This window comes from Bradyrhizobium sp. SZCCHNR1017 (genome assembly GCF_032381375.1).
Lineage (GTDB): Bacteria > Pseudomonadota > Alphaproteobacteria > Rhizobiales > Xanthobacteraceae > Bradyrhizobium.
In genome coordinates this window covers 105,511-123,705 of the sequence record NZ_JAUHIR010000013.1, presented here as the reverse complement: position 1 = coordinate 123,705, position 18,195 = coordinate 105,511, and the positions used below count along the sequence as shown (strand labels likewise).

The following is an 18,195-nucleotide window of genomic DNA, read 5'->3' as shown; positions in this document are numbered from 1 at the left end:
GTTGAATGCGAGCATGGCACAGTTGCGCATGGAAGTTCGCGATTCGGCCGGCACCATCCTGCCGGGCTATGGCGACGCATTCTTCGACCTCAGGCTCCCCGGCGATCACCGCCGCGTGGCGCAGACCCTGCTCCAGATCATTCGCGGCGACGACTTCCGCTCACCGGTCCACAGCGTCCACTTCTTCCGGGGCGCTTCCGAGATCGGCTGCTGGTCGGTCGACGACGAGCGCGCGGAGATGAGCTTCGTGGACGAGTTCGCCCACACGCCGCCGGCCGCGGCGTAACAGCTTCCCCGACGAGCCTCCGGACGCGGCATCGGCCTCATGCGATCCGGGGGTGCGCGGTCTGGTGCCAGGTCCAGGCCGAGCGGATGATCGTGCCGAGATCGGACCGATGCGCCGCGAAGCCGAGCTCCTGCCGGGCAAGATGGGGATCTGCGACCAGGACCGGTGGATCGCCGGCGCGGCGCGCGCGCACCACCAGCGGGACCCGTTCGCCGGTCTCCCTGCCGATTGCATCGACGATCTCGCGCACCGAATGGCCGCGGCCGGTCCCGAGATTGTAGGTGCCACCCGAACCGGTCTGCAGCAGACGCTCCATCGCCGCGATGTGGGCTGCCGCGAGATCGTCGACGTGAACGTAATCGCGCACGGCGGTCCCGTCGGGTGTGTCATAGTCGGTGCCGAAGATCGCAAAGTCCGGCACGTGGCCGAGGATCGCCATCAGCGCGCGCGGGATCAGGTGCGTCTCAGGATCGCGCAACTCACCGATCAGGCCTGACGCGTCGGCGCCGCCGGCGTTGAAGTAGCGCAGCACGATGGCCGACAGGCCGTAGGCTGCCTGATAGTCCGCCAGGATCTGCTCGATCATGTATTTCGAGCGGCCGTATGGATTCAGGGCCGATCCCGCGGCGCTCTCGGGAATCGGATCCCGCCCGGCGTCGCCATAGACCGCGCCGGTCGAGGAGAACACCAGCCGCGCGCAGCCGGCCTCGCGCATGCCCTGCAGCAGGCCCAAGGTGCCGACGACGTTGTTCAGATAATATTTGTGCGGATCGGCGACGGATTCGCCGATCGTGCTCGGCCCGGCCAAGTGCATCACCGCGTCGACCGCGTGGGCGCGGATGGTGTCAGCCACCCTGGCGCTGTCGGCAATGTCGCCGACCACCAGCGGTCCCCATCGCACGAAGCGGCGATGGCCGGTGGACAGATTGTCGTAGCAGATCGGCACGTAGCCGGCCCCGGCGACAGCCTTGCAGCAATGAGCCCCGATGTAGCCGGCGCCGCCGGCAACCAGGATCGCTCCCTTGTGACCCATGCATGAAAGCCTTCTGATCAGCAAACGGCTGGACCCAAGTCGCGGATGAGAAATGTGACCCAGCGAGGCGACCGCTGCAACCGGGCAGCGCGCGCCGGCCGGCGTCACCGACAACCGCTGGGCGGCAGGCCGCTCCGTGCTCTTAACGCTCTCGCACCCAGCCGGTCGTCCAAATTGCGGTCAAGTGACGCCGAATAGCTGCTGTCACGCGATGACGGCACGACATCTAGCCGTGAACAGACCTCGTACCGGGCTGCGCCGCTGATTCGGACGCGGTTCGTTCAAGTCGCGTTCTGAACGTTAACGTGAGCGCGCGCGACGTCGCATTCTGGGACATCAGGCGCGGGCTGGTCGCGGCAGCGAATCCGGCGCCGATGTCGTCGGCGCGATCCCGGCGCGGCGATCGCGGGCTGTGACTGTGCTCAACCTGCTGGCCTGTTAGCTGGTTCATCACGGTCCGATCGCCCGCGGGTTCCGTTCGGCGCGCAGATGTCCATGCGCCGCGACGCATGGCTCACGATCCAGAGTCCAGGTGGCACGCGGCGCAGAATGGGGTACGAGTCGTCGGACTGATCAGCGTCGGCCGATGCAGGAGGCGTCCCTTGAGTGAAACACCGAGCAACGTCGACGCGGCGGCGCGCGCTGCATCGACGCCGCCCGCCGCGGCGCCCGGGCTCTGGGCGCGTCTCGGCATTCCACTGCTTGCGGTGATCGCAGCGCTCGCCTTCGTGGCTCTCGCGACCACGCGCTGGAACGCCTGGACCGGCAACGCAACGACCCAGTCGACCAACGATGCCTATGTGCGCGCCGACCTGACGCAGCTCTCGAGCCGCGTGGCCGGCGAGGTGACGAAGGTTGCGGTCAGCGATTTCCAGCAGGTCAAGGCCGGCGACCTGCTGGTCCAGATCGATCCGGCCGACTACGAGGCACAGGTGTCGCAGGCCGAGGCCAATGTCGAAGCGGCGCAGGCGGCGCTCGACAACCTCAGCAACCAGGTCGAGCTGCAATACGCGACCATCGCCCAGGCCGAGGCGCAGCAGGTCTCGGCCGGCGCGGCCGAGGTGCAGGCCAGGCAGGAGGAAGAGCGCCAGCAGTCGCTGTCGCAGAGCGAGGCAGGTACCAAGCAGCGGCTGGAACAGGCAACGGCCGCCTATGCCAAGGCACAGGCGGACGTGCGCGCGAGCCGCGCGGTGATCGCCGCGCAGCGTCATCAGCTCGAGGTGCTCACCGGCACCAAGAAGCAGCGCGGCGCCGATCTCGCCGGCGCCAAGGCCGCGCTCGCCGCCGCGCGGCTCAAGCTCGGCTACACCAGGATCACCGCGCCATTCGACGGCGTCGTCGGACAGCGCCAGGTGCAGGTCGGCGACTACGTCAATATCGGCAGCAGCCTGATCGCGGTGGTGCCGCTGCCGCATGTCTTCGTCATCGCCAACTACAAGGAAACGCAGCTCACCCATGTCGCGCCCGGCCAGCCGGTCGAGGTCACCGTGGACTCGTTCCCGGGCCAGAGGCTGCATGGCCGCGTCGAGCGGATCGCGCCGGCCTCCGGCTCGCAATTCGCGCTGCTGCCGCCCGACAATGCCACCGGCAACTTCACCAAGGTCGTGCAGCGCATTCCGGTCCGCATCGCCCTCGACGGCGACCAGCCGCTGCTCGCGCGGCTGCTGCCGGGCATGTCGGTCGTGACCCACATCCGCACCACCGGCCAGGCCGATGGCGCCAAGTGAGACCGATCGCGGACCGCTGTCGCGCGGCGGCCAGGCGGCGCATCCGCTGTTTGCCGTCGGCGCCGTCCTGCTCGGCTCGTTCCTGGCGAATTTCGACAGCCGGCTGACCTCAGTCGGCCTGCCCGATCTGCGCGGCGCGTTCTCGCTCGGTTTTGACGAGGGCGCCTGGCTGTCCACCGCGGCGATCGGCTCGCAGATCGTCATCGCGCCAGCCGTGGCGTGGCTCGCGACCGTGTTCGGTCTGCGCCGTGTGCTGGGTATTCCCAGCCTGATCTATGCGGTGCTGTCCCTGATCATTCCGTTCGTGCGCGACTATCCGACCTTGATCGCGCTCGCGATCCTGCACGGCATGCTGCTCGGCACCTTCGTGCCGGCCACGCTCATGATCATCTTCCGCAACCTGCCGATCCGCTGGTGGCTGCCGGCGATCTCGATCTATGCGATCCGGGTCGGCTTCGCGCTGGATACCTCGACCTCGCTGGTCGGCTTCTATGTCGAGCATCTCGGCTGGCAGTGGCTGTACTGGCAGGGCGTCGTGCTGGCGCCGCTGATGGCGCTGATGGTCTATCTCGGCACCCCGGCCGAGCCCGTCAACCGCGCGCTGCTCGAGAACGCCGACTGGGGCGGGATGCTGCTGCTCGGCAGCGCCGTGGCGATGATCTATGCCGGTCTCGACCAGGGCAACCGACTCGACTGGCTGCAATCGGGCACGGTGATGGCGCTGCTGTGCGGCGGCGCCGCGCTGTTCGTCCTGTTCCTCGTCAACGAGGCGCTCGCCCCGCAGCCATGGGCGCATTTCAACGTGCTGTTCTCGCGCAACATCGGGCTGTCGCTGGTCGTGATCCTGCTCTACACGCTGACCAGCCTCTCGAATGCGTCGCTGGTGCCGAACTTCCTCGTCACCATCACGCAGTTGCGGCCGGAGCAGAGCGGCTCGCTGCTGTTGTTCTACGGCGCGCTGCCGATGGTCGTGCTGGTGCCGCTGTCGATCGTCCTGCTTCGCCATCTCGATCCCCGCATCGTCGTCGTGCTCGGTCTCAGTGCCTTCGCGGCGGCCAATCTGCTCGGCACCCAGATCACCCATGCCTGGGCGCGCGAGGATTTCATCGTCATCGTCGTGCTGCAGTCGATCGGACAGGCCCTGACCTTGCTTCCGATCATCATCCTCGCGCTGTCGAATTCCGATCCGGCGCGGGCGACGTCCTTTGCGGCCTATATCCAGGTGATGCGGCTCGGCGGCGCCGAAATCGGCGTCGCCCTGATGGGAACGTGGCTGCGGGTGCGCGAGCAGGTGCATTCGGCCTATCTCGGCCTCAACATCCAGAGCGGCGATCTCGACGTCGCGCGCGCGCTGCAACGACTGACCGGCTATTTCGCCGCGCATGGCGGCGGCCAGGCCAAGGCCCGCGCCGTCGGGACCTTGGCCGCGCAGGTGCAGCGCGAGGCCAACGTGCTCGCTTATCTCGATGCGTTCTGGCTGTGCTTCTGGCTCGCGATCGCCGCGCTCCTGCTGGTCGCCCTGATCACGCGCGCACCGCCGGGCCCGTTCTCGCCAACACCGATCGGTCTGAGGGCGGCGTGGATGCGACGGTTCGGAACGTCGACGATGTGAGCGGGCCCGCCCCCGCATGTGGGGGCGTCGCGTTCTCTCCAACAACGCCGGCGCGCCTCTGCGCCTTTAACCTTCTGACGAAAGCCGAGCCGCACGATCAGAATCGCCGGCGCTGCATGTTGCGCGCCATCTCCGAGAGCTACGACATCTAGCCGTGAACAGATCTCAAACCGTGATTCGCAAGCGATTCGGACGCGGTTCGTTCCAGCCGCGTTCCGAACGTTAACGGCGATGCGATGATCGTCGCATTCTGGGACATCATGCTCGCGATGATTGCGGCAACTCATCGAGCGGCCATTTCGGACGCTTGATCTTCTTGTAGGGCAACGTCGTGACGTCGCGCGCGACCACGCCGGGCGCATCGACCATGATGATGTCGGCCGCGATCGGCGCAAATGCCGCGCGGAAATGCTGGGCGGATTTCACCACGACGAGCTTGCGCGTGGCAGGATCGCAGCCGAGCTGCGTGAAGAAGTCGGTGCCGAACGCCTGGCAGCGGAACGTGGTGATCACGACCTCGACGCCATTGCTCCCGATCAACGCGCAATCGCCGAGCTTGGCGGGCGTGCCGGCAAGGCCCGTCATCACCATATTCTCCTTCAGCGCCTTGATCTCCCAGGTCGCATCGACGGGATCACCCGACAGCGGCCCGATCTTGCCGCCGATCCGCAGCGGCAGCTTGGCGCCGACGCCGGCATCGAAGGCGATGCGCACCGCGATCGGATCCCAGAGCGGACCGAGGCAGGCATTGCCGATGTTGCGGTCGAGCAGCCGGCGCAGGATGAACGTGGAATCGCCGGGCGCACCGCCGCCGGGATTGTCGCTGGCATCGCCGAGCACGATGGTGCCGTCCTTCGCCAAGGCCTGGTCGAGCGCAGCATCGACGCCGGGCATGCGTTCGGTCACCGCCTCGCGCATGCCGATCAGCTCGTCCGCCAGCTTGCGCGCCAGCGCCTGCGCCTTGGCGCCATCGGGATCGACGGCGGCATCGCTATAGACCAGCACCTTGGTGCCCATGGACGGCGTGTCGCCCCAGCCGAAGCCGTGAACGATCGAGGCCGAGACGACGCCGTCCTTGCCTTCCAGCGCGGTGATGCGGTCGACGAAGCTGCGCACCGGCTCGCGCGTGGTGTGCAGGGTGACGATCATGTCGGTGTCGACCAGGGCCTTCTGCAGCTTCAGCCGCTTCTCGGCGAGCTCGGTGCAATGTTTCACCAGATCCTGGGCCCGCTCGAGAATGTCGGTGTGCGGATATTCCTTCCAGCAGATCAGAAGATCGGCGCTTCTGACCATCAGCTCGCTCATGTGAACGTGGGGGTCGAGCGTCGCACCGATGACCACATCGGGTCCGACGATCTCGCGGATGCGCGCGAGCAGCTCGCCCTCGCAATCATCATAGCCGTCGGCGATCATCGCGCCGTGCAGGCCGATCAACGCCATGTCGACCGGCAGCGCGGCTTCGAGGTCGGCGAGGATCTGGTCGCGCAGGGTTTCGAACGCGGCGCGGGTGACGAGCCCGTTCGGCACCGCTGCGGCGACCAGCCCCTCGATCAAGGTCCACCCTTTCGATGGCCCGACCTGCCGCGCCGCCCATAGTGGCCCGCCATGCATCTGCATCTTGTCCGGATGCGTTCCGGCCGGGAAGTAGGCACGCTCGTGGAAGGTCGCGAGCCCCGTCGGCATCGGCGCAAAAGTGTTGGTCTCGGTGGCAAGGGCGGCGGAGAAGACACGCATGGAGGAATTGCTCTTGGTTCGCGCGATGACAATGAGGCGGCCGCAGGGGATCGCATTGCGCCCACGAGCACAAGACTTTGCGACGGCAGAGCACCCGCCGCTCAGCGCATGATGTCGATCAGTTCGCCGCCGCCGGCGCCCTCACCGACTGATCCTCGATCGCCTTGATCGCGACGACGGCGACCTGGGATAATGCCTCGCGGTCGGCGCCTGACGACGCCATCACGCTCATGCCGGTGATCACGGCGGAAACATAGCGCGCGAGCGCAGCGGGGTCGGCGGCTTCAGCCAGATCGCCTTCGCGCTTGGCGCGCTCGAAACGGTGCCGGAGCTGCTCCTCGGTCTGTGCGCGGCGGGCCGCGAGCTCGAACGGCACGTTGGAAGAGCCGGAGCCGCAGGCGAGACCGCCCTGCACCAGCAGGCAGCCGGGCGGATTGGAGGGATCGGTCTGTTTCTCGGCGACGCCCATCAGCATCCGCGCGGTGACCTCGTGGGCGGTCGGCGCGCTCAGCACCTCGTCCATCCAGGCCTCCCGTCGCGCCGTGTAGCGGTCGAGCGCGGCCCTGAGCAGGGCCTCCTTGCTGCCGAACGCGGCATAGAGGCTGGGCGGGTTGATGCCCATGGCATCGGTGAGCTGGGCGATGGTGGCGCCCTCATAGCCATGGCGCCAAAACACCTCCATCGCCTGGTCCAGCGCGGTGTCGCGATCGAAAGTCCGGGGCCGTCCGATGCCCATCTGCAAAACTCCTGTTCCGTCTCCGCCCCGTCTGATTCTTATCTAGTTGTTCTTGAACGCGATTTCTTTGATCTGGCGCAGTCCGCCGAAAGTCGGGCTACTATTTTCGTAGCATCCGTTACATAAGTCTCTTGCGAACGGGTTGCCAGCGCCACATTTGTAGCGAGCACTACAAATCTGGAGCGCGCCAATGCCTTCGTCCGAAATTCGTTCTTCCGGCCGCCTGAAGCGGTGGCTGAGCACCGTCGCCGCCGCCGGCTTGGTGATTGCCGCCGGCTCCTATGCCGGCTCCCAATATTTCCACTTCAGTTCCGCGCCGAATGCGGCCCGCGCCGCGGCCCCCGAACAGGCCGTCCCCGTGACGGTTGCCGTCGTCGAGCCGCGCCAGGCGAGCCTGTGGGACGAGTTCTCCGGCCGGCTTGAAGCCGTCGAGCGGGTCGAGATCCGGCCGCGGGTGGCCGGTGCCATTCTCGGCACCAATTTCACCGAGGGCTCGCTGGTCAAGGCTGGCGACGTCCTGTTCAAGATCGACCCGGCGCCCTACGCCGCCGAGGTCGACCGGGCGCAGGCGCAACTGGAAGCGGCGCGCGCCCGCGCCGCCTTCGCCGCCAACGAACTGGAGCGCGGCGCGCAGCTGGTTGGCAATTCCATCGTGACCAAGCGCGATTACGACCAGCGCGACAACGGCAATCGCGAAGCGATCGCCAACGTCAAGGCCGCCGAAGCGACCTTGCAGACAGCCAAGCTCAATCTCGACTACACGCAGGTGCGCGCGCCGGTCGACGGCCGGGTCGGCCGGATCGAGGTCACGGTCGGCAACCTCGTCGCCGCCGGGTCGGCCTCGCCGGTGCTGACCTCGCTGGTGTCCGTCAACCCGATCTATGCGAGCTTCGACGCCACCGAAGAGCTGGTGTTGCGCGCATTGTCGGCGATTGCCGACGGCTCGGGCAAACGCGGCAATCTCGACCGCATCCCGGTCGAGATGACGACCTCGGGCGGCATCACGGCATCCGGCCATATCCAGTTGATCGACAATCAGGTCAACGGGCAGAGCGGCACGATCCGCGTCCGCGCCGTGTTCAAGAACGAGGACGGCCGGCTGATCCCCGGCCAGTTCGCGCGCGTGCGCATGGGCCAGCCGCAGCAGCAATCGCTGGTGCTGCTCGACGAGCGCGCCATCGGCACCGACCAGGACAAGAAATTCGTGATGGTGGTCGGCGACGACGAGCGCGCTGTCTATCGCCCGGTCAGCCTCGGCGGCAGCGTCGATGGCCTGCGCATCATCTCCGCCGGCCTCAAGCCCGGCGAGCGCGTGGTGGTCAATGGCCTCCAGCGGGTGCGGCCAGGTGCGTTGTTGAAGACGCAGGTGGCCGCGATGGGCGCACGCGATGGAGCGGCGTCTGACAACAAGCGACTAGCGCAGCGCTGATCATGATCGACAATGGCGGTCACCTACACACGCGATGCCCACCCTCCCCCGGAGGGGGAGGGTCGACGCGCGCACAGCGCGCGGCGGGGTGGGGTGACGGTCTCAGTTGGTGAAAACCTGCTCGCACCTCCTCAGCATCCGTGCGTCGCGGGTTCGTCTCAATTGAGCACCGCACGCGCGGAGGGGCCGCCACCCCACCCCGTCTCGCATGTCGCTGCGCTCATGCGAGCCGACCCTCCCCCTCCAGGGGAGGGTGAACATCGCGCCCCTCGACGACCGAAGCCAATCAGAGCCACTGACATCTCCCGACCACGGGGCCTCCCATGAACCTCTCCAAATTCTTCATCGATCGGCCGATCTTCGCAGGCGTGCTGTCGACGCTGATCTTCCTCGGCGGCTTGATCGCGCTGTTCTCCATGCCGATCTCCGAATACCCCGACGTCGTGCCGCCCTCCGTGGTGGTGCGCGCGACCTATCCCGGCGCCAATCCGAAGGTGATCGCCGAGACGGTGGCGACGCCGATCGAGGAGCAGATCAACGGCGTCGAGAACATGCTCTATATGAGCAGCCAGGCGACCACCGACGGCGCGATGACGCTCACGGTCACCTTCAAGCTCGGCACCGATCCGGACAAGGCCACGCAGCTGGTGCAGAACCGCGTACAGCAGGCCGAGCCGCGGCTGCCCAATGTCGTGCGCCAGCTCGGCGTCATCACCAAGAAGAGCTCGCCCGACCTCACCATGGTCGTGCATTTGATCTCGCCGAACGGCCGCTACGACACGACGTACCTGCGCAACTACGCGGTGCTCAACGTCAAGGACCGGCTGGCGCGCATCGACGGCGTCGGCGACGTGCAGCTGTTCGGCGCCGGCGACTATTCGATGCGGGTCTGGGTCGATCCGCAGAAGGCGGCCGAGCACGGCCTCTCCGCCAGCGACATCGTCAAGGCGATCCAGGCGCAGAACGTCGAGGCCGCCGCCGGCGTGGTCGGGGCATCACCGAGCGTCAAGGGCCTCGACCTGCAGCTCTCGGTCAATGCCGAGGGCCGGCTGTCGAACGAGGACCAGTTCGCCGACATCGTCGTCAAGACCGGCACGCATGGCGAGATCACGCGGCTGCGCGACGTCGCCCGCATCGAGCTCGGCGCCTCCGAATATGGCCTGCGCTCGCTGCTCGACAACAAGCAGGCCGTGGCGATCCCGATCTTCCAGGCGCCCGGCTCCAACGCGCTGCAGATCTCGGACAACGTCCGCGCCACCATGGCCGAGATCAAGAAGACGATGCCGGAGGGCGTCGAGTACCACATCGTCTACGACCCGACCCAGTTCGTGCGCTCCTCGATCGAGGCCGTCGTGCACACGCTGTTCGAGGCCATCGTGCTGGTCGTGATCGTCGTGATCCTCTTCCTGCAGACCTGGCGCGCCTCGATCATCCCGCTGCTGGCGGTGCCCGTCTCGATTGTCGGCACCTTTGCCGTGATGCATCTGTTCGGCTTCTCGATCAACGCGCTCAGCCTGTTCGGCCTGGTGCTCGCGATCGGCATCGTCGTCGACGACGCCATCGTCGTGGTCGAGAACGTCGAGCGCAACATCGAGAGCGGCCTGTCGCCGCGCGACGCCACCTACCAGGCGATGCGCGAGGTGTCGGGGCCGATCATCGCGATCGCGCTGGTGCTGGTCGCGGTGTTCGTGCCGCTCGCCTTCATCTCCGGCCTGACCGGGCAGTTCTACAAGCAGTTCGCCCTGACGATCGCGATCTCCACCGTGATCTCGGCGGTGAACTCGCTGACCTTGTCGCCGGCGCTGTCGGCACTGCTGCTCAAGGGCCACCACGAGCCGAAGGATCGTCTCACCCGCATCCTCGACAAGAGTCTCGGCTGGTTCTTCCGCGGCTTCAACCGCGCCTTCGTCCGCGCCTCCAACAATTACAGCGGTAGCGTGTCCAAGGTGATCACCGGCAAGGCCGCGGTGATGATCCTCTATGTCCTGCTGGTCGGCGCTACCGCCGTGCTGTTCAAGCAGGTGCCGGGCGGCTTCGTGCCGGGCCAGGACAAGCAGTATCTGGTCGGCTTCGCGCGGCTGCCGGACGGCGCCACGCTGGACCGCTCCGAGGAGGTGATCCGCAAGATGAGCGACATCGCGCTGACGCAGCCCGGGATCGAGAGCTCGGTCGCCTTCCCCGGCCTGTCGATCTCCGGCTTCACCAACTCCTCCAATGCCGGCATCGTGTTCTCGACCTTGAAGCCGTTCGACGAGCGCAAGGATCCGTCGCTGTCCGGCGGCGCGCTGGCGATGGAGCTCAACAAGAAATATGCGGGCATCCAGGACGCCTTCATCGCGATGTTCCCGCCGCCACCGGTCAACGGCTTGGGCACCATCGGCGGCTTCAAGCTGCAGATCGAGGACCGCGCCGGCCTCGGCTACGAAGCTCTGAACGACGTCACCAAGGCGTTCATGGCCGGCCTGCAGAAGTCGCCGGAGATCGCCGGCGTGTTCTCGAGCTTCCAGGTCAACGTCCCGCAACTGTTCGCCGACATCGACCGCACCAAGGCGTTGCAGCTCGGCGTCCCCGTGACGGAGGTGTTCAACACCCTGCAGATCTACCTCGGCTCCTACTACGTGAACGACTTCAACAAGTTCGGCCGCACCTATTCGGTGCGCGTGCAGGCCGACGCGCCGTTCCGCGCCCGTGCCGACGATATCCGCCAGCTCAAGGTGCGCTCCGCCTCCGGCGACATGGTGCCGCTGTCGGCGCTGCTCAACGTGCGACAGAGCGCAGGTCCCGAACGCGCCATCCGCTACAACGGCTTCCTGTCGTCGGATATCAACGCGGCAGCGGCGCCCGGCTTCTCCTCCGGCCAGGCGCAGGCGGCCGCCGAGCGGGTCGCGGCCGAGGTGCTGCCGCCCGGCTTCGCCTTCGAATGGACCGACCTGACCTACCAGGAGTTCATCGCCGGCAACTCCGGCCTGTGGGTGTTTCCGCTCGCGATTCTGCTGGTGTTCCTGGTGCTGGCCGCGCTCTATGAGAGCCTGACCCTGCCGCTGGCGATCCTGATGATCGTGCCGATGGCGCTGCTGGCGGCGATGTTCGGTGTCTACCTCTCGAAGGGCGACAACAACATCTTCACCCAGATCGGCCTGATCGTGCTCGTCGGCCTCTCCGCCAAGAACGCGATCCTGATCGTCGAATTCGCGCGCGAGCTCGAATTCGCCGGGCGCACGCCGTTGCGCGCGGCGATCGAGGCCAGCCGCCTGCGGCTGCGGCCGATCCTGATGACGTCGATGGCGTTCATCATGGGCGTGCTGCCGCTGGTGCTCTCGACCGGCGCCGGCTCGGAGATGCGGCGCGCGATGGGCGTCGCGGTGTTCTCCGGCATGATCGGCGTCACCGTGTTCGGCCTGTTCCTGACGCCCGTGTTCTACGTGCTGCTGCGGACGCTGACCGGCATGAAGCCGCTCACCCAGCACGGCGGCCACGGCACGGTGGCGGCTCAACCCGCGGAGTAAACAAGAATGTGAACGCGCGTGATGTCGAGCGCCCGGAAACGCGATCGTCTCTTGATTCGTAGAGACAAATGGCAGTCGGCGTCCCGATCACGCTCCCCGGATGATCCGTTTCACGATCAATTCTACAGGACTGTGAAACGGATCACAGACCAGCGCAGCGAGATGGAGGACGCCAACTCCAGCACGTTGCGCCGACCCGGCGGCCTGTCCCGCACCAGGCCGCCGGGTCATTTGACCACACGGAGTTGCAACATGGATTTTTTGAATCATCTTGTCGCCGCCAGACTGATGAAGACAGCAGAGGGTTTTGAACGCATCGGCGCCCACGGTGCATCGCGGCGGCTGCCGGCTCCGACCCGTGCGCGGGCGACGAGCACACCGGCGCTCGGTCTCGTCGTCGACAATTCGGCGGGGAGCGAACCGGTGCCGGCGCTTGCCTGCCCGGACGATCAAGGTTGCAGCGCCGGATTGTAGGACCGCAACGCTCCAAACACGTCCCCGGGGGCGTGACCCCCGCCGGACCAGACCATGCGCCGGCAGCGGACGATCTCAACACGCCCTGCCGCAACGCGGCCGGCGCGGCGCCTAGCGCCAAAATGGCATCATCTCACGATCAAAACTCGCGCTTGCCACGGCTGGGAACAGCCGATAGCTTTTTTGAACCTTTCAAAGCGCGACGGATCATCGAGCATGTTTTCACGGCGGACCAGCCCCACGGGTGTGAAGGTGTCGAACGGGACGCCACGCGCGGCCCTCCCCGTCTCGAAGACGGTGCTGGTGGCGGCGGCAGCCATGCTGAGCGTCGCCGCGGCGGCGCAGGCGCGCGATCTCACGGTGGTGTCTTGGGGCGGCAACTATCAGGACGCGCAGCGCAAGATCTACTTCCAGCCGTTCGCCGCCAAGCTCGGCGCCACCGTGCTCGACGAGAGCTGGGACGGCGGCTATGGCGTGCTGCAGGCCAAGGTGAAGGCCGGGGTGCCGAACTGGGATGCGGTGCAGGTCGAGGCCGAGGAGCTCGAGCTCGGCTGCAGCGACGGCATCTATGAGAAGATCGACTGGAGCAAGATCGGCGACAAGAAAGGCTTCATCCCGGCCGGCGTGAGCGATTGCGGCGTCGGCGCCATCGTGTGGTCGACGGGCATGTCCTATGACGGCGACAAGATCAAGGATGGGCCGAAGACCTGGGCGGACTTCTGGGACACGGCGAAGTTTCCGGGCAAGCGCGGCCTGCGCAAGGGCGCCAAATACACGCTCGAATTCGCGCTGATGGCCGACGGCGTGCCGGCGACCGACGTCTACAAGGTGCTGAAGACCAAGGAGGGCGTCGAGCGCGCTTTCAAGAAGCTCGACGCGCTCAAGGCCGACATCGTCTGGTGGGAGGCCGGCGCGCAGCCGCTGCAGCTCCTGTCATCCGGCCAGGTCGCGATGACCTCGGTCTATAACGGCCGCATCAGCGCCATCAACCGCACCGAGGGCAAGCATTTCGGTTTCGTGTTTCCGGGCAGCATCTACGCTGTCGACAGCTGGGTGGTGCTGAAGGGCTCGCCGAACAAGGATGCCGCGATGAACTTCATCGCGTTTGCGAGCCAGGCCGAGAACCAGGCCAAGCTGCCGGAATACATCGCCTACGGCCTGCCGAACATCGCCGCCGCCAAGCTGGTGCCGGAAAAGTTCGCCGCCGAGCTGCCGACCACGCCTGACAACCTGAAGCAGGCGATCGCGCTCGACGTCGGCTTCTGGACCGACAATTCTGAAGAGCTGTCGAAGCGCTTCAACGCCTGGCTCGCGCGCTGAGGCTCGCCGCTTCAGCAAACCGGGCGCGCGATGATCGTCGTCGCGACGCGCGCCTGCCCTCCTCGTGCATGAGTCCCGGCGAGGTCCGCGCCGAAAGCCTCCGTCATGGATACCCCCTTCATCTCGTTCCGGCATGTGGTCAAGCGCTTCGCTGCGCTGACCGTGGTCGACGATCTCGATCTCGATATCGCGCGCGGTGAGTTTGTCGCCCTGCTCGGTCCCTCCGGCTCCGGCAAGACCACGCTCTTGATGATGCTCGCCGGCTTCGAGCAGCCGACCAGCGGCACGATCGAGGTCGGCGGCGCCAGGGTCGATGGGCTGCCGCCGCACAAGCGCAACATGGGCGTGGTGTTCCAGAACTACGCGCTGTTCCCGCATATGAGCGTGCGCGACAACATCGCCTTTCCGCTCAAGATGCGCGGCACGTCCAAGCCCGAGATCGCGCAGCGCGTCGCCCGCGTGCTCGACATGGTCAAGCTGTCGGCCATGGCCGAGCGCAAACCGGCGCAGCTCTCCGGCGGCCAGCAGCAGCGCGTCGCACTCGCCCGCGCCCTGGTGTTCGAGCCGCAGGTGGTGCTGATGGACGAGCCGCTCGGTGCGCTCGACAAGAAGCTGCGCGAGCAGATGCAACTCGACATCCGCGACCTGCACCGCCGGCTCGGCCTCACCATCGTCTTCGTCACCCACGACCAGGACGAGGCGCTGACGATGTCCGACCGCATCGCCGTGTTCAACCACGGCAGGATCGAGCAGATCGGCACACCGCGCGAGATCTACGAGCTGCCGCGCACGCCATTCGTCGCCGAGTTCATCGGCGAGACCAACCTGCTGGCGTGCAAGCTCGACGAGCACGCGGGCGAGGTGATGCGGCTGACGACGGACTCGGGCCTCACGCTGTCGGCGCATGCCGGCTCCGCCCGCATCGATGGCGGCAAGGTGCAGGTTTCGATCCGTCCCGAGGCCATCCGGACCAACGATCATGCAGCGGCGACCGCGAACCGCCTGACCGCGCGCATCCTGGATGCGGTGTATTTCGGCGATCACGTGCGTCTGGTCGCCACGGTCGGCGCGCAGCGGCTGATCATCAAGGGCGATCGTGCCGGTCAGGCTGCGGAGGTCGGCAGCGAGGTCGCGCTGTCGTTCGCGGCGTCGGACGTCTGGGTGGTGGGATCATGCGACCAGTCTTCCGCCAACGGTTGACGGCATTTCTGCTGCTGGCGCCGCTTCTGGCGTTCATGCTGTCGTTCTTCGTCGTGCCGCTGGTGACGATGATGAAGTCGGCTGTATCCGATCCAGTCGCGACCGAGTCCCTGCCCCGCACCCACAAGGCGCTGGCGCGCTGGGACCGCACGAGCGTGCCTCCTGCAACCGCACAGGCCGCGTTCATTGACGACATCCGCAAGCTGACCAATGACGAGCAGTTCGGCGATCTCGTTCGCCGCCTCAACAGCGCGCAGTCCGGATTCCGCAGCCTGCTCGGCAAGACCCGCCGCGCGCTCGACGGCACCGACGCGGTCGACCTCGCAGCAATCGACTCGCGCTGGAGCGAGACCTCCTATTGGACGACCATCGCCGAGGCCGTCGCCTCGCCCTGGACCGACAAGAACCTGCTCGCTGCTGTCGACCTCGAGCGCAACGCCGCCGGCAATATCGCTGCGATGCCGGAGGGCGCCTCGGCCAACCGCCTGATCATGATCCGGACCTTCGTGACCTCGGCGCTGGTGACGCTGGCCTGCATCCTCATCGGCCTGCCGTTCGCGATGGTGGCCGCCTCGGTCGACGGCTGGCGCCGGCAGATCCTGCTCGGCGCGGTGCTGCTGCCGCTGTGGACCTCCCTCCTGGTACGCACCGCGGCCTGGTATGTCGTGCTGCAGGACAACGGCCTGATCAACGCCACCTTGAAGGGGCTCGGCCTGACGTCAGCGCCGGTGCCGCTGATGTTCAACCGGCTCGGCGTCGTCATCGCCATGACGCATGTGCTGCTGCCGTTCATGGTGCTGCCGATCTTCAGCGTGCTGATCGCGATCCCGCGCAATCTGATGCCGGCGGCGGCCTCGCTCGGCGCGCATCCGCTGCGCGCCTTCGTCCACGTCCTGCTGCCGCTGTCGATGCGCGGCGTCGTCTCCGGCGCCCTGCTCGTGTTCATGGCCGCGCTCGGCTACTACATCACGCCGGCGCTGATCGGCGGCGCCAACGATCAGATGATCAGCTCGGTGATCGCCTACTACGCCACGGGAGCCGCGAACTGGGGCATGGCCGGCGCGCTCGGCCTCGTCCTGCTCGCGATGACGATCCTGCTCTACGCCGCCTACATCCGGCTGACCTCGACCGAGGAGCAGCGCGCATGAAATGGCTGCCGCTCGTCAAGCTGCTGTTCGCGATCGCCGTCATCGTGTTCCTGCTCGGGCCGTTGATCGCGGTGCTGCCGCTATCGCTGACCGACAGCGTGTTCCTGAACTATCCCATTCCCGGCTATTCGACGCGCTGGTTTCGCGAGCTGGTCACCGCCGACTCCTGGCGGCTGTCGATCGTCAACAGCCTGCTGATCGGCGCGGGGACCACAGCCCTTGCAACGTTGCTCGGCACGCTCGCCGCGCTCGGCCTGCGCGGCAAGCCCGCCTCGCTGCTGTTCGCGACGCTTCGCACCGTGTTCCTGCTGCCGATGGTCGTGCCGGCGGTGGTGCTCGGCGTCGGCATGCAGCTGATGTTCTCGCGCTACGGGCTCACCAACACCTATCTCGGCGTCATCATCGCGCACACCGTCGTCGCCGTGCCGTTCGTGCTGGTCAACGTCTCCTCGGCCTTGCAGGGCGTCGATATCCAGCTCGAGCGGGCCGCCGCGAGTCTCGGCGCCTCGCCCGCCGTGGTGCTACGCTCGGTGACGTTTCCCATCGCGCTGCCCGGCATCATCTCCGGCGCATTGTTCGCTTTCGCGACGTCGCTGGACGAGGTGGTGCTGACGCTGTTCGTCGCCGGTCCCAATCAGCGCACCCTGGCGCGGCAGATGTTCGCCACCATCCGCGAGAACATCAGCCCGGCGATCGTCTCGGCGGCGGCCGTGTTCATCGTCGGGACGATCGTGCTGTCGCTGGCGATGCTCGCGCTCCGGCGGCGGATGGCGTGAGGGAAGGCACCGGTCCGTAGGGCGGATGAGCGCAGCGTAATCGGCCGCCCCGTGCGCGAACAGCCGCTATGCGCACAACAGCCGGAATGGCGGATTACGCTGCGCTCATCCGCCCTACGGCTGCCCTACCCCGCCTTCACGTATTTGCGCCAATTGTGCGCTTCCTTGAACCCGAGCACCTCGCGCGTCTTGCGGTTCGACAGCGGCGCCTCGTCGTCACCCATCTCGCGGGTCACCGGCACATTCGGACAATAGCGGCGCAGCAGCTCGCGCGTCGGCATCGTTGCGGTGACGGTGTCGTTGACCGCGTTGAAGACCTGGAAGCCGAGCCCGTCCTTCTGGATCGCCAGATGCACGATCTCGCCGAGGTCGCGAGCGTCGATATAGGACCAGGCATTGCGCTTGCGCGACGGCGGGTCGGCGAGGAAACGCGGGAACATGTCGTATTCATGCGGCTCGATGACGTTGCCGATGCGCAAGCAGTAGATGTCGATGCCATAGCGCATCGCAAAGGCGCGCGCGGTCTTCTCGTTCACGACCTTGGACAACCCGTAGGAATCCATCGGGTCGGTGTCGTAGTCCTCCTCGAGCGGAAAGCTCCTGAAGTCCTTGTCGCCCTCCGCGAAGCATACGCCATAGGTGGTCTCGCTGGAGGCGATGATGATCTTGCGCACGCCGAGCTTCGCCGCGGCCTCGATGACGTTGTAGGTGCTGATCGTATTCACGCGAAAGGTCTCATTGTCGGGCTCGATCAGCACCCGCGGGATCGCGGCGAAATGCACCACCGCATCCGGCGCCCGTGGCGGCCGGCCGGCGTTGAAGCCGCCGAAGCCATGATGCGTGGTCAGCGCGTTGAAGGCCTGGCCGCTGTCCGTCAGATCCGCGATCAGGGTGTTGATCCCGGGGTGATCGAACGGCTTGAGATCGACGTTGAGGAGCGCGTAGCCCTTGTTCTGCAGATGCGGCAGTACATGCCTGCCCGCCTTGCCTGTTCCCCCGGTGAACACCACGCGCTTGGCTGTCATTGAGCTCGTCATCCCCTGTGAGTGCGTGATCGCTTCTAGCAGTTTCCAGCGAAGCTGCTCCACAAGGAACTTGCAGCCTGCCGCGCGGGACGCGGCCTGCTTTCAATGCCGCGTGGAAGCCTATTGCCGCACTGCGTTGATAGCTCCGCCTCCCGACGGGTGACGTCAGGCCAACCGCCCGCGGTCCAG

At 66.7% G+C, this 18,195-nt stretch carries 14 protein-coding genes; 10 read left to right on the top strand and 4 right to left on the bottom strand.

Features of this window, described 5'->3' with window-relative positions:
- The first annotated feature begins 13 nt into the window (after nt 1-13).
- On the top strand, nt 14-286 hold the full coding sequence (locus QW863_RS27265) for a hypothetical protein (protein WP_315716612.1): 273 nt from the start codon (nt 14-16) through the stop codon (nt 284-286).
- A 37-nt stretch (nt 287-323) separates the two neighbouring features.
- On the opposite strand, the gene galE is transcribed toward QW863_RS27265, so the two are convergent.
- Nucleotides 324-1,319: a UDP-glucose 4-epimerase GalE gene (gene galE, locus QW863_RS27260; RefSeq protein WP_315716611.1), complete on the bottom strand. Its 996-nt coding sequence runs from the start codon at nt 1,317-1,319 to the stop codon at nt 324-326.
- A gap of 602 nt (nt 1,320-1,921) precedes the next feature.
- Between galE and QW863_RS27255 the strand changes: the two genes are divergently transcribed.
- Together QW863_RS27255 and QW863_RS27250 are read left to right on the top strand one after the other, a co-directional pair.
- On the top strand, nt 1,922-3,046 hold the full coding sequence (locus QW863_RS27255; protein WP_315716610.1) for an HlyD family secretion protein: 1,125 nt from the start codon (nt 1,922-1,924) through the stop codon (nt 3,044-3,046).
- Nucleotides 3,033-4,658 carry an MFS transporter gene (locus tag QW863_RS27250; RefSeq protein WP_315716609.1) on the top strand — a complete coding sequence of 542 codons (1,626 nt, stop codon included), beginning with the start codon at nt 3,033-3,035 and terminating at the stop codon, nt 4,656-4,658. Before QW863_RS27255 ends, QW863_RS27250 begins: the two co-directional genes overlap by 14 nt.
- 258 nt (nt 4,659-4,916) lie before the next feature.
- Here QW863_RS27250 and QW863_RS27245 read toward each other — a convergent pair whose 3' ends face one another.
- Nucleotides 4,917-6,392, bottom strand: a complete 1,476-nt coding sequence (locus tag QW863_RS27245) for a M81 family metallopeptidase (protein ID WP_315716608.1) — start codon at nt 6,390-6,392, stop codon at nt 4,917-4,919.
- A gap of 118 nt (nt 6,393-6,510) precedes the next feature.
- The gene (locus QW863_RS27240; RefSeq protein ID WP_315716607.1) at nt 6,511-7,128 is read right to left on the bottom strand and encodes a TetR/AcrR family transcriptional regulator; all 618 of its coding nucleotides are present in this window, start codon (nt 7,126-7,128) and stop codon (nt 6,511-6,513) included.
- 190 nt (nt 7,129-7,318) lie between these two features.
- Here QW863_RS27240 and QW863_RS27235 point away from each other — a divergent pair, with 190 nt between their 5' ends.
- The 7 genes from QW863_RS27235 (at nt 7,319) to QW863_RS27205 (ending at nt 16,981) form a co-directional block, all read left to right on the top strand.
- Nucleotides 7,319-8,557 (top strand): efflux RND transporter periplasmic adaptor subunit, encoded by a 1,239-nt coding sequence (locus tag QW863_RS27235; RefSeq protein WP_315716606.1) that lies wholly within the window; start codon nt 7,319-7,321, stop codon nt 8,555-8,557.
- A 323-nt stretch (nt 8,558-8,880) separates the two neighbouring features.
- A complete protein-coding gene (locus QW863_RS27230; RefSeq protein ID WP_315716605.1) occupies nt 8,881-12,063 on the top strand; it encodes a multidrug efflux RND transporter permease subunit in 3,183 nt (1,060 codons plus the stop codon).
- Nucleotides 12,064-12,315: 252 nt separating this feature from the next.
- Nucleotides 12,316-12,537 carry a hypothetical protein gene (locus QW863_RS27225; RefSeq protein WP_315769322.1) on the top strand — a complete coding sequence of 74 codons (222 nt, stop codon included), beginning with the start codon at nt 12,316-12,318 and terminating at the stop codon, nt 12,535-12,537.
- A gap of 318 nt (nt 12,538-12,855) precedes the next feature.
- Nucleotides 12,856-13,857 (top strand): ABC transporter substrate-binding protein, encoded by a 1,002-nt coding sequence (locus QW863_RS27220; RefSeq protein WP_315716713.1) that lies wholly within the window; start codon nt 12,856-12,858, stop codon nt 13,855-13,857.
- 105 nt (nt 13,858-13,962) lie between these two features.
- Nucleotides 13,963-15,057 carry an ABC transporter ATP-binding protein gene (locus tag QW863_RS27215; RefSeq protein ID WP_315716603.1) on the top strand — a complete coding sequence of 365 codons (1,095 nt, stop codon included), beginning with the start codon at nt 13,963-13,965 and terminating at the stop codon, nt 15,055-15,057.
- A 35-nt stretch (nt 15,058-15,092) separates the two neighbouring features.
- Nucleotides 15,093-16,205, top strand: coding sequence for an ABC transporter permease (locus tag QW863_RS27210; protein ID WP_315716712.1), 1,113 nt, complete (start codon nt 15,093-15,095; stop codon nt 16,203-16,205).
- Nucleotides 16,202-16,981: an ABC transporter permease gene (locus QW863_RS27205; protein ID WP_315716602.1), complete on the top strand. Its 780-nt coding sequence runs from the start codon at nt 16,202-16,204 to the stop codon at nt 16,979-16,981. Before QW863_RS27210 ends, QW863_RS27205 begins: the two co-directional genes overlap by 4 nt.
- Nucleotides 16,982-17,106: 125 nt before the next feature.
- Here QW863_RS27205 and QW863_RS27200 read toward each other — a convergent pair whose 3' ends face one another.
- Nucleotides 17,107-18,006: an NAD(P)-dependent oxidoreductase gene (locus QW863_RS27200; protein ID WP_315716601.1), complete on the bottom strand. Its 900-nt coding sequence runs from the start codon at nt 18,004-18,006 to the stop codon at nt 17,107-17,109.
- Between the last annotated feature and the right edge of the window lie 189 nt (nt 18,007-18,195).

Bases quoted from the DNA above. Each gene is read 5' to 3' on its own strand.
- QW863_RS27230 (WP_315716605.1), top strand. From the start codon at position 8,881: ATGAACCTCTCCAAATTCTTCATCGATCGGCCGATCTTCGCAGGCGTG.
- QW863_RS27200 (WP_315716601.1), bottom strand. From the start codon at position 18,006: ATGACAGCCAAGCGCGTGGTGTTCACCGGGGGAACAGGCAAGGCGGGC.
- QW863_RS27240 (WP_315716607.1), bottom strand. From the start codon at position 7,128: ATGGGCATCGGACGGCCCCGGACTTTCGATCGCGACACCGCGCTGGAC.
- QW863_RS27265 (WP_315716612.1), top strand. From the start codon at position 14: ATGGCACAGTTGCGCATGGAAGTTCGCGATTCGGCCGGCACCATCCTG.
- QW863_RS27225 (WP_315769322.1), top strand. From the start codon at position 12,316: ATGGATTTTTTGAATCATCTTGTCGCCGCCAGACTGATGAAGACAGCA.
- QW863_RS27205 (WP_315716602.1), top strand. From the start codon at position 16,202: ATGAAATGGCTGCCGCTCGTCAAGCTGCTGTTCGCGATCGCCGTCATC.
- QW863_RS27235 (WP_315716606.1), top strand. From the start codon at position 7,319: ATGCCTTCGTCCGAAATTCGTTCTTCCGGCCGCCTGAAGCGGTGGCTG.
- QW863_RS27245 (WP_315716608.1), bottom strand. From the start codon at position 6,392: ATGCGTGTCTTCTCCGCCGCCCTTGCCACCGAGACCAACACTTTTGCG.
- galE (WP_315716611.1), bottom strand. From the start codon at position 1,319: ATGGGTCACAAGGGAGCGATCCTGGTTGCCGGCGGCGCCGGCTACATC.
- QW863_RS27215 (WP_315716603.1), top strand. From the start codon at position 13,963: ATGGATACCCCCTTCATCTCGTTCCGGCATGTGGTCAAGCGCTTCGCT.
- QW863_RS27250 (WP_315716609.1), top strand. From the start codon at position 3,033: ATGGCGCCAAGTGAGACCGATCGCGGACCGCTGTCGCGCGGCGGCCAG.
- QW863_RS27220 (WP_315716713.1), top strand. From the start codon at position 12,856: ATGCTGAGCGTCGCCGCGGCGGCGCAGGCGCGCGATCTCACGGTGGTG.
- QW863_RS27210 (WP_315716712.1), top strand. From the start codon at position 15,093: ATGCTGTCGTTCTTCGTCGTGCCGCTGGTGACGATGATGAAGTCGGCT.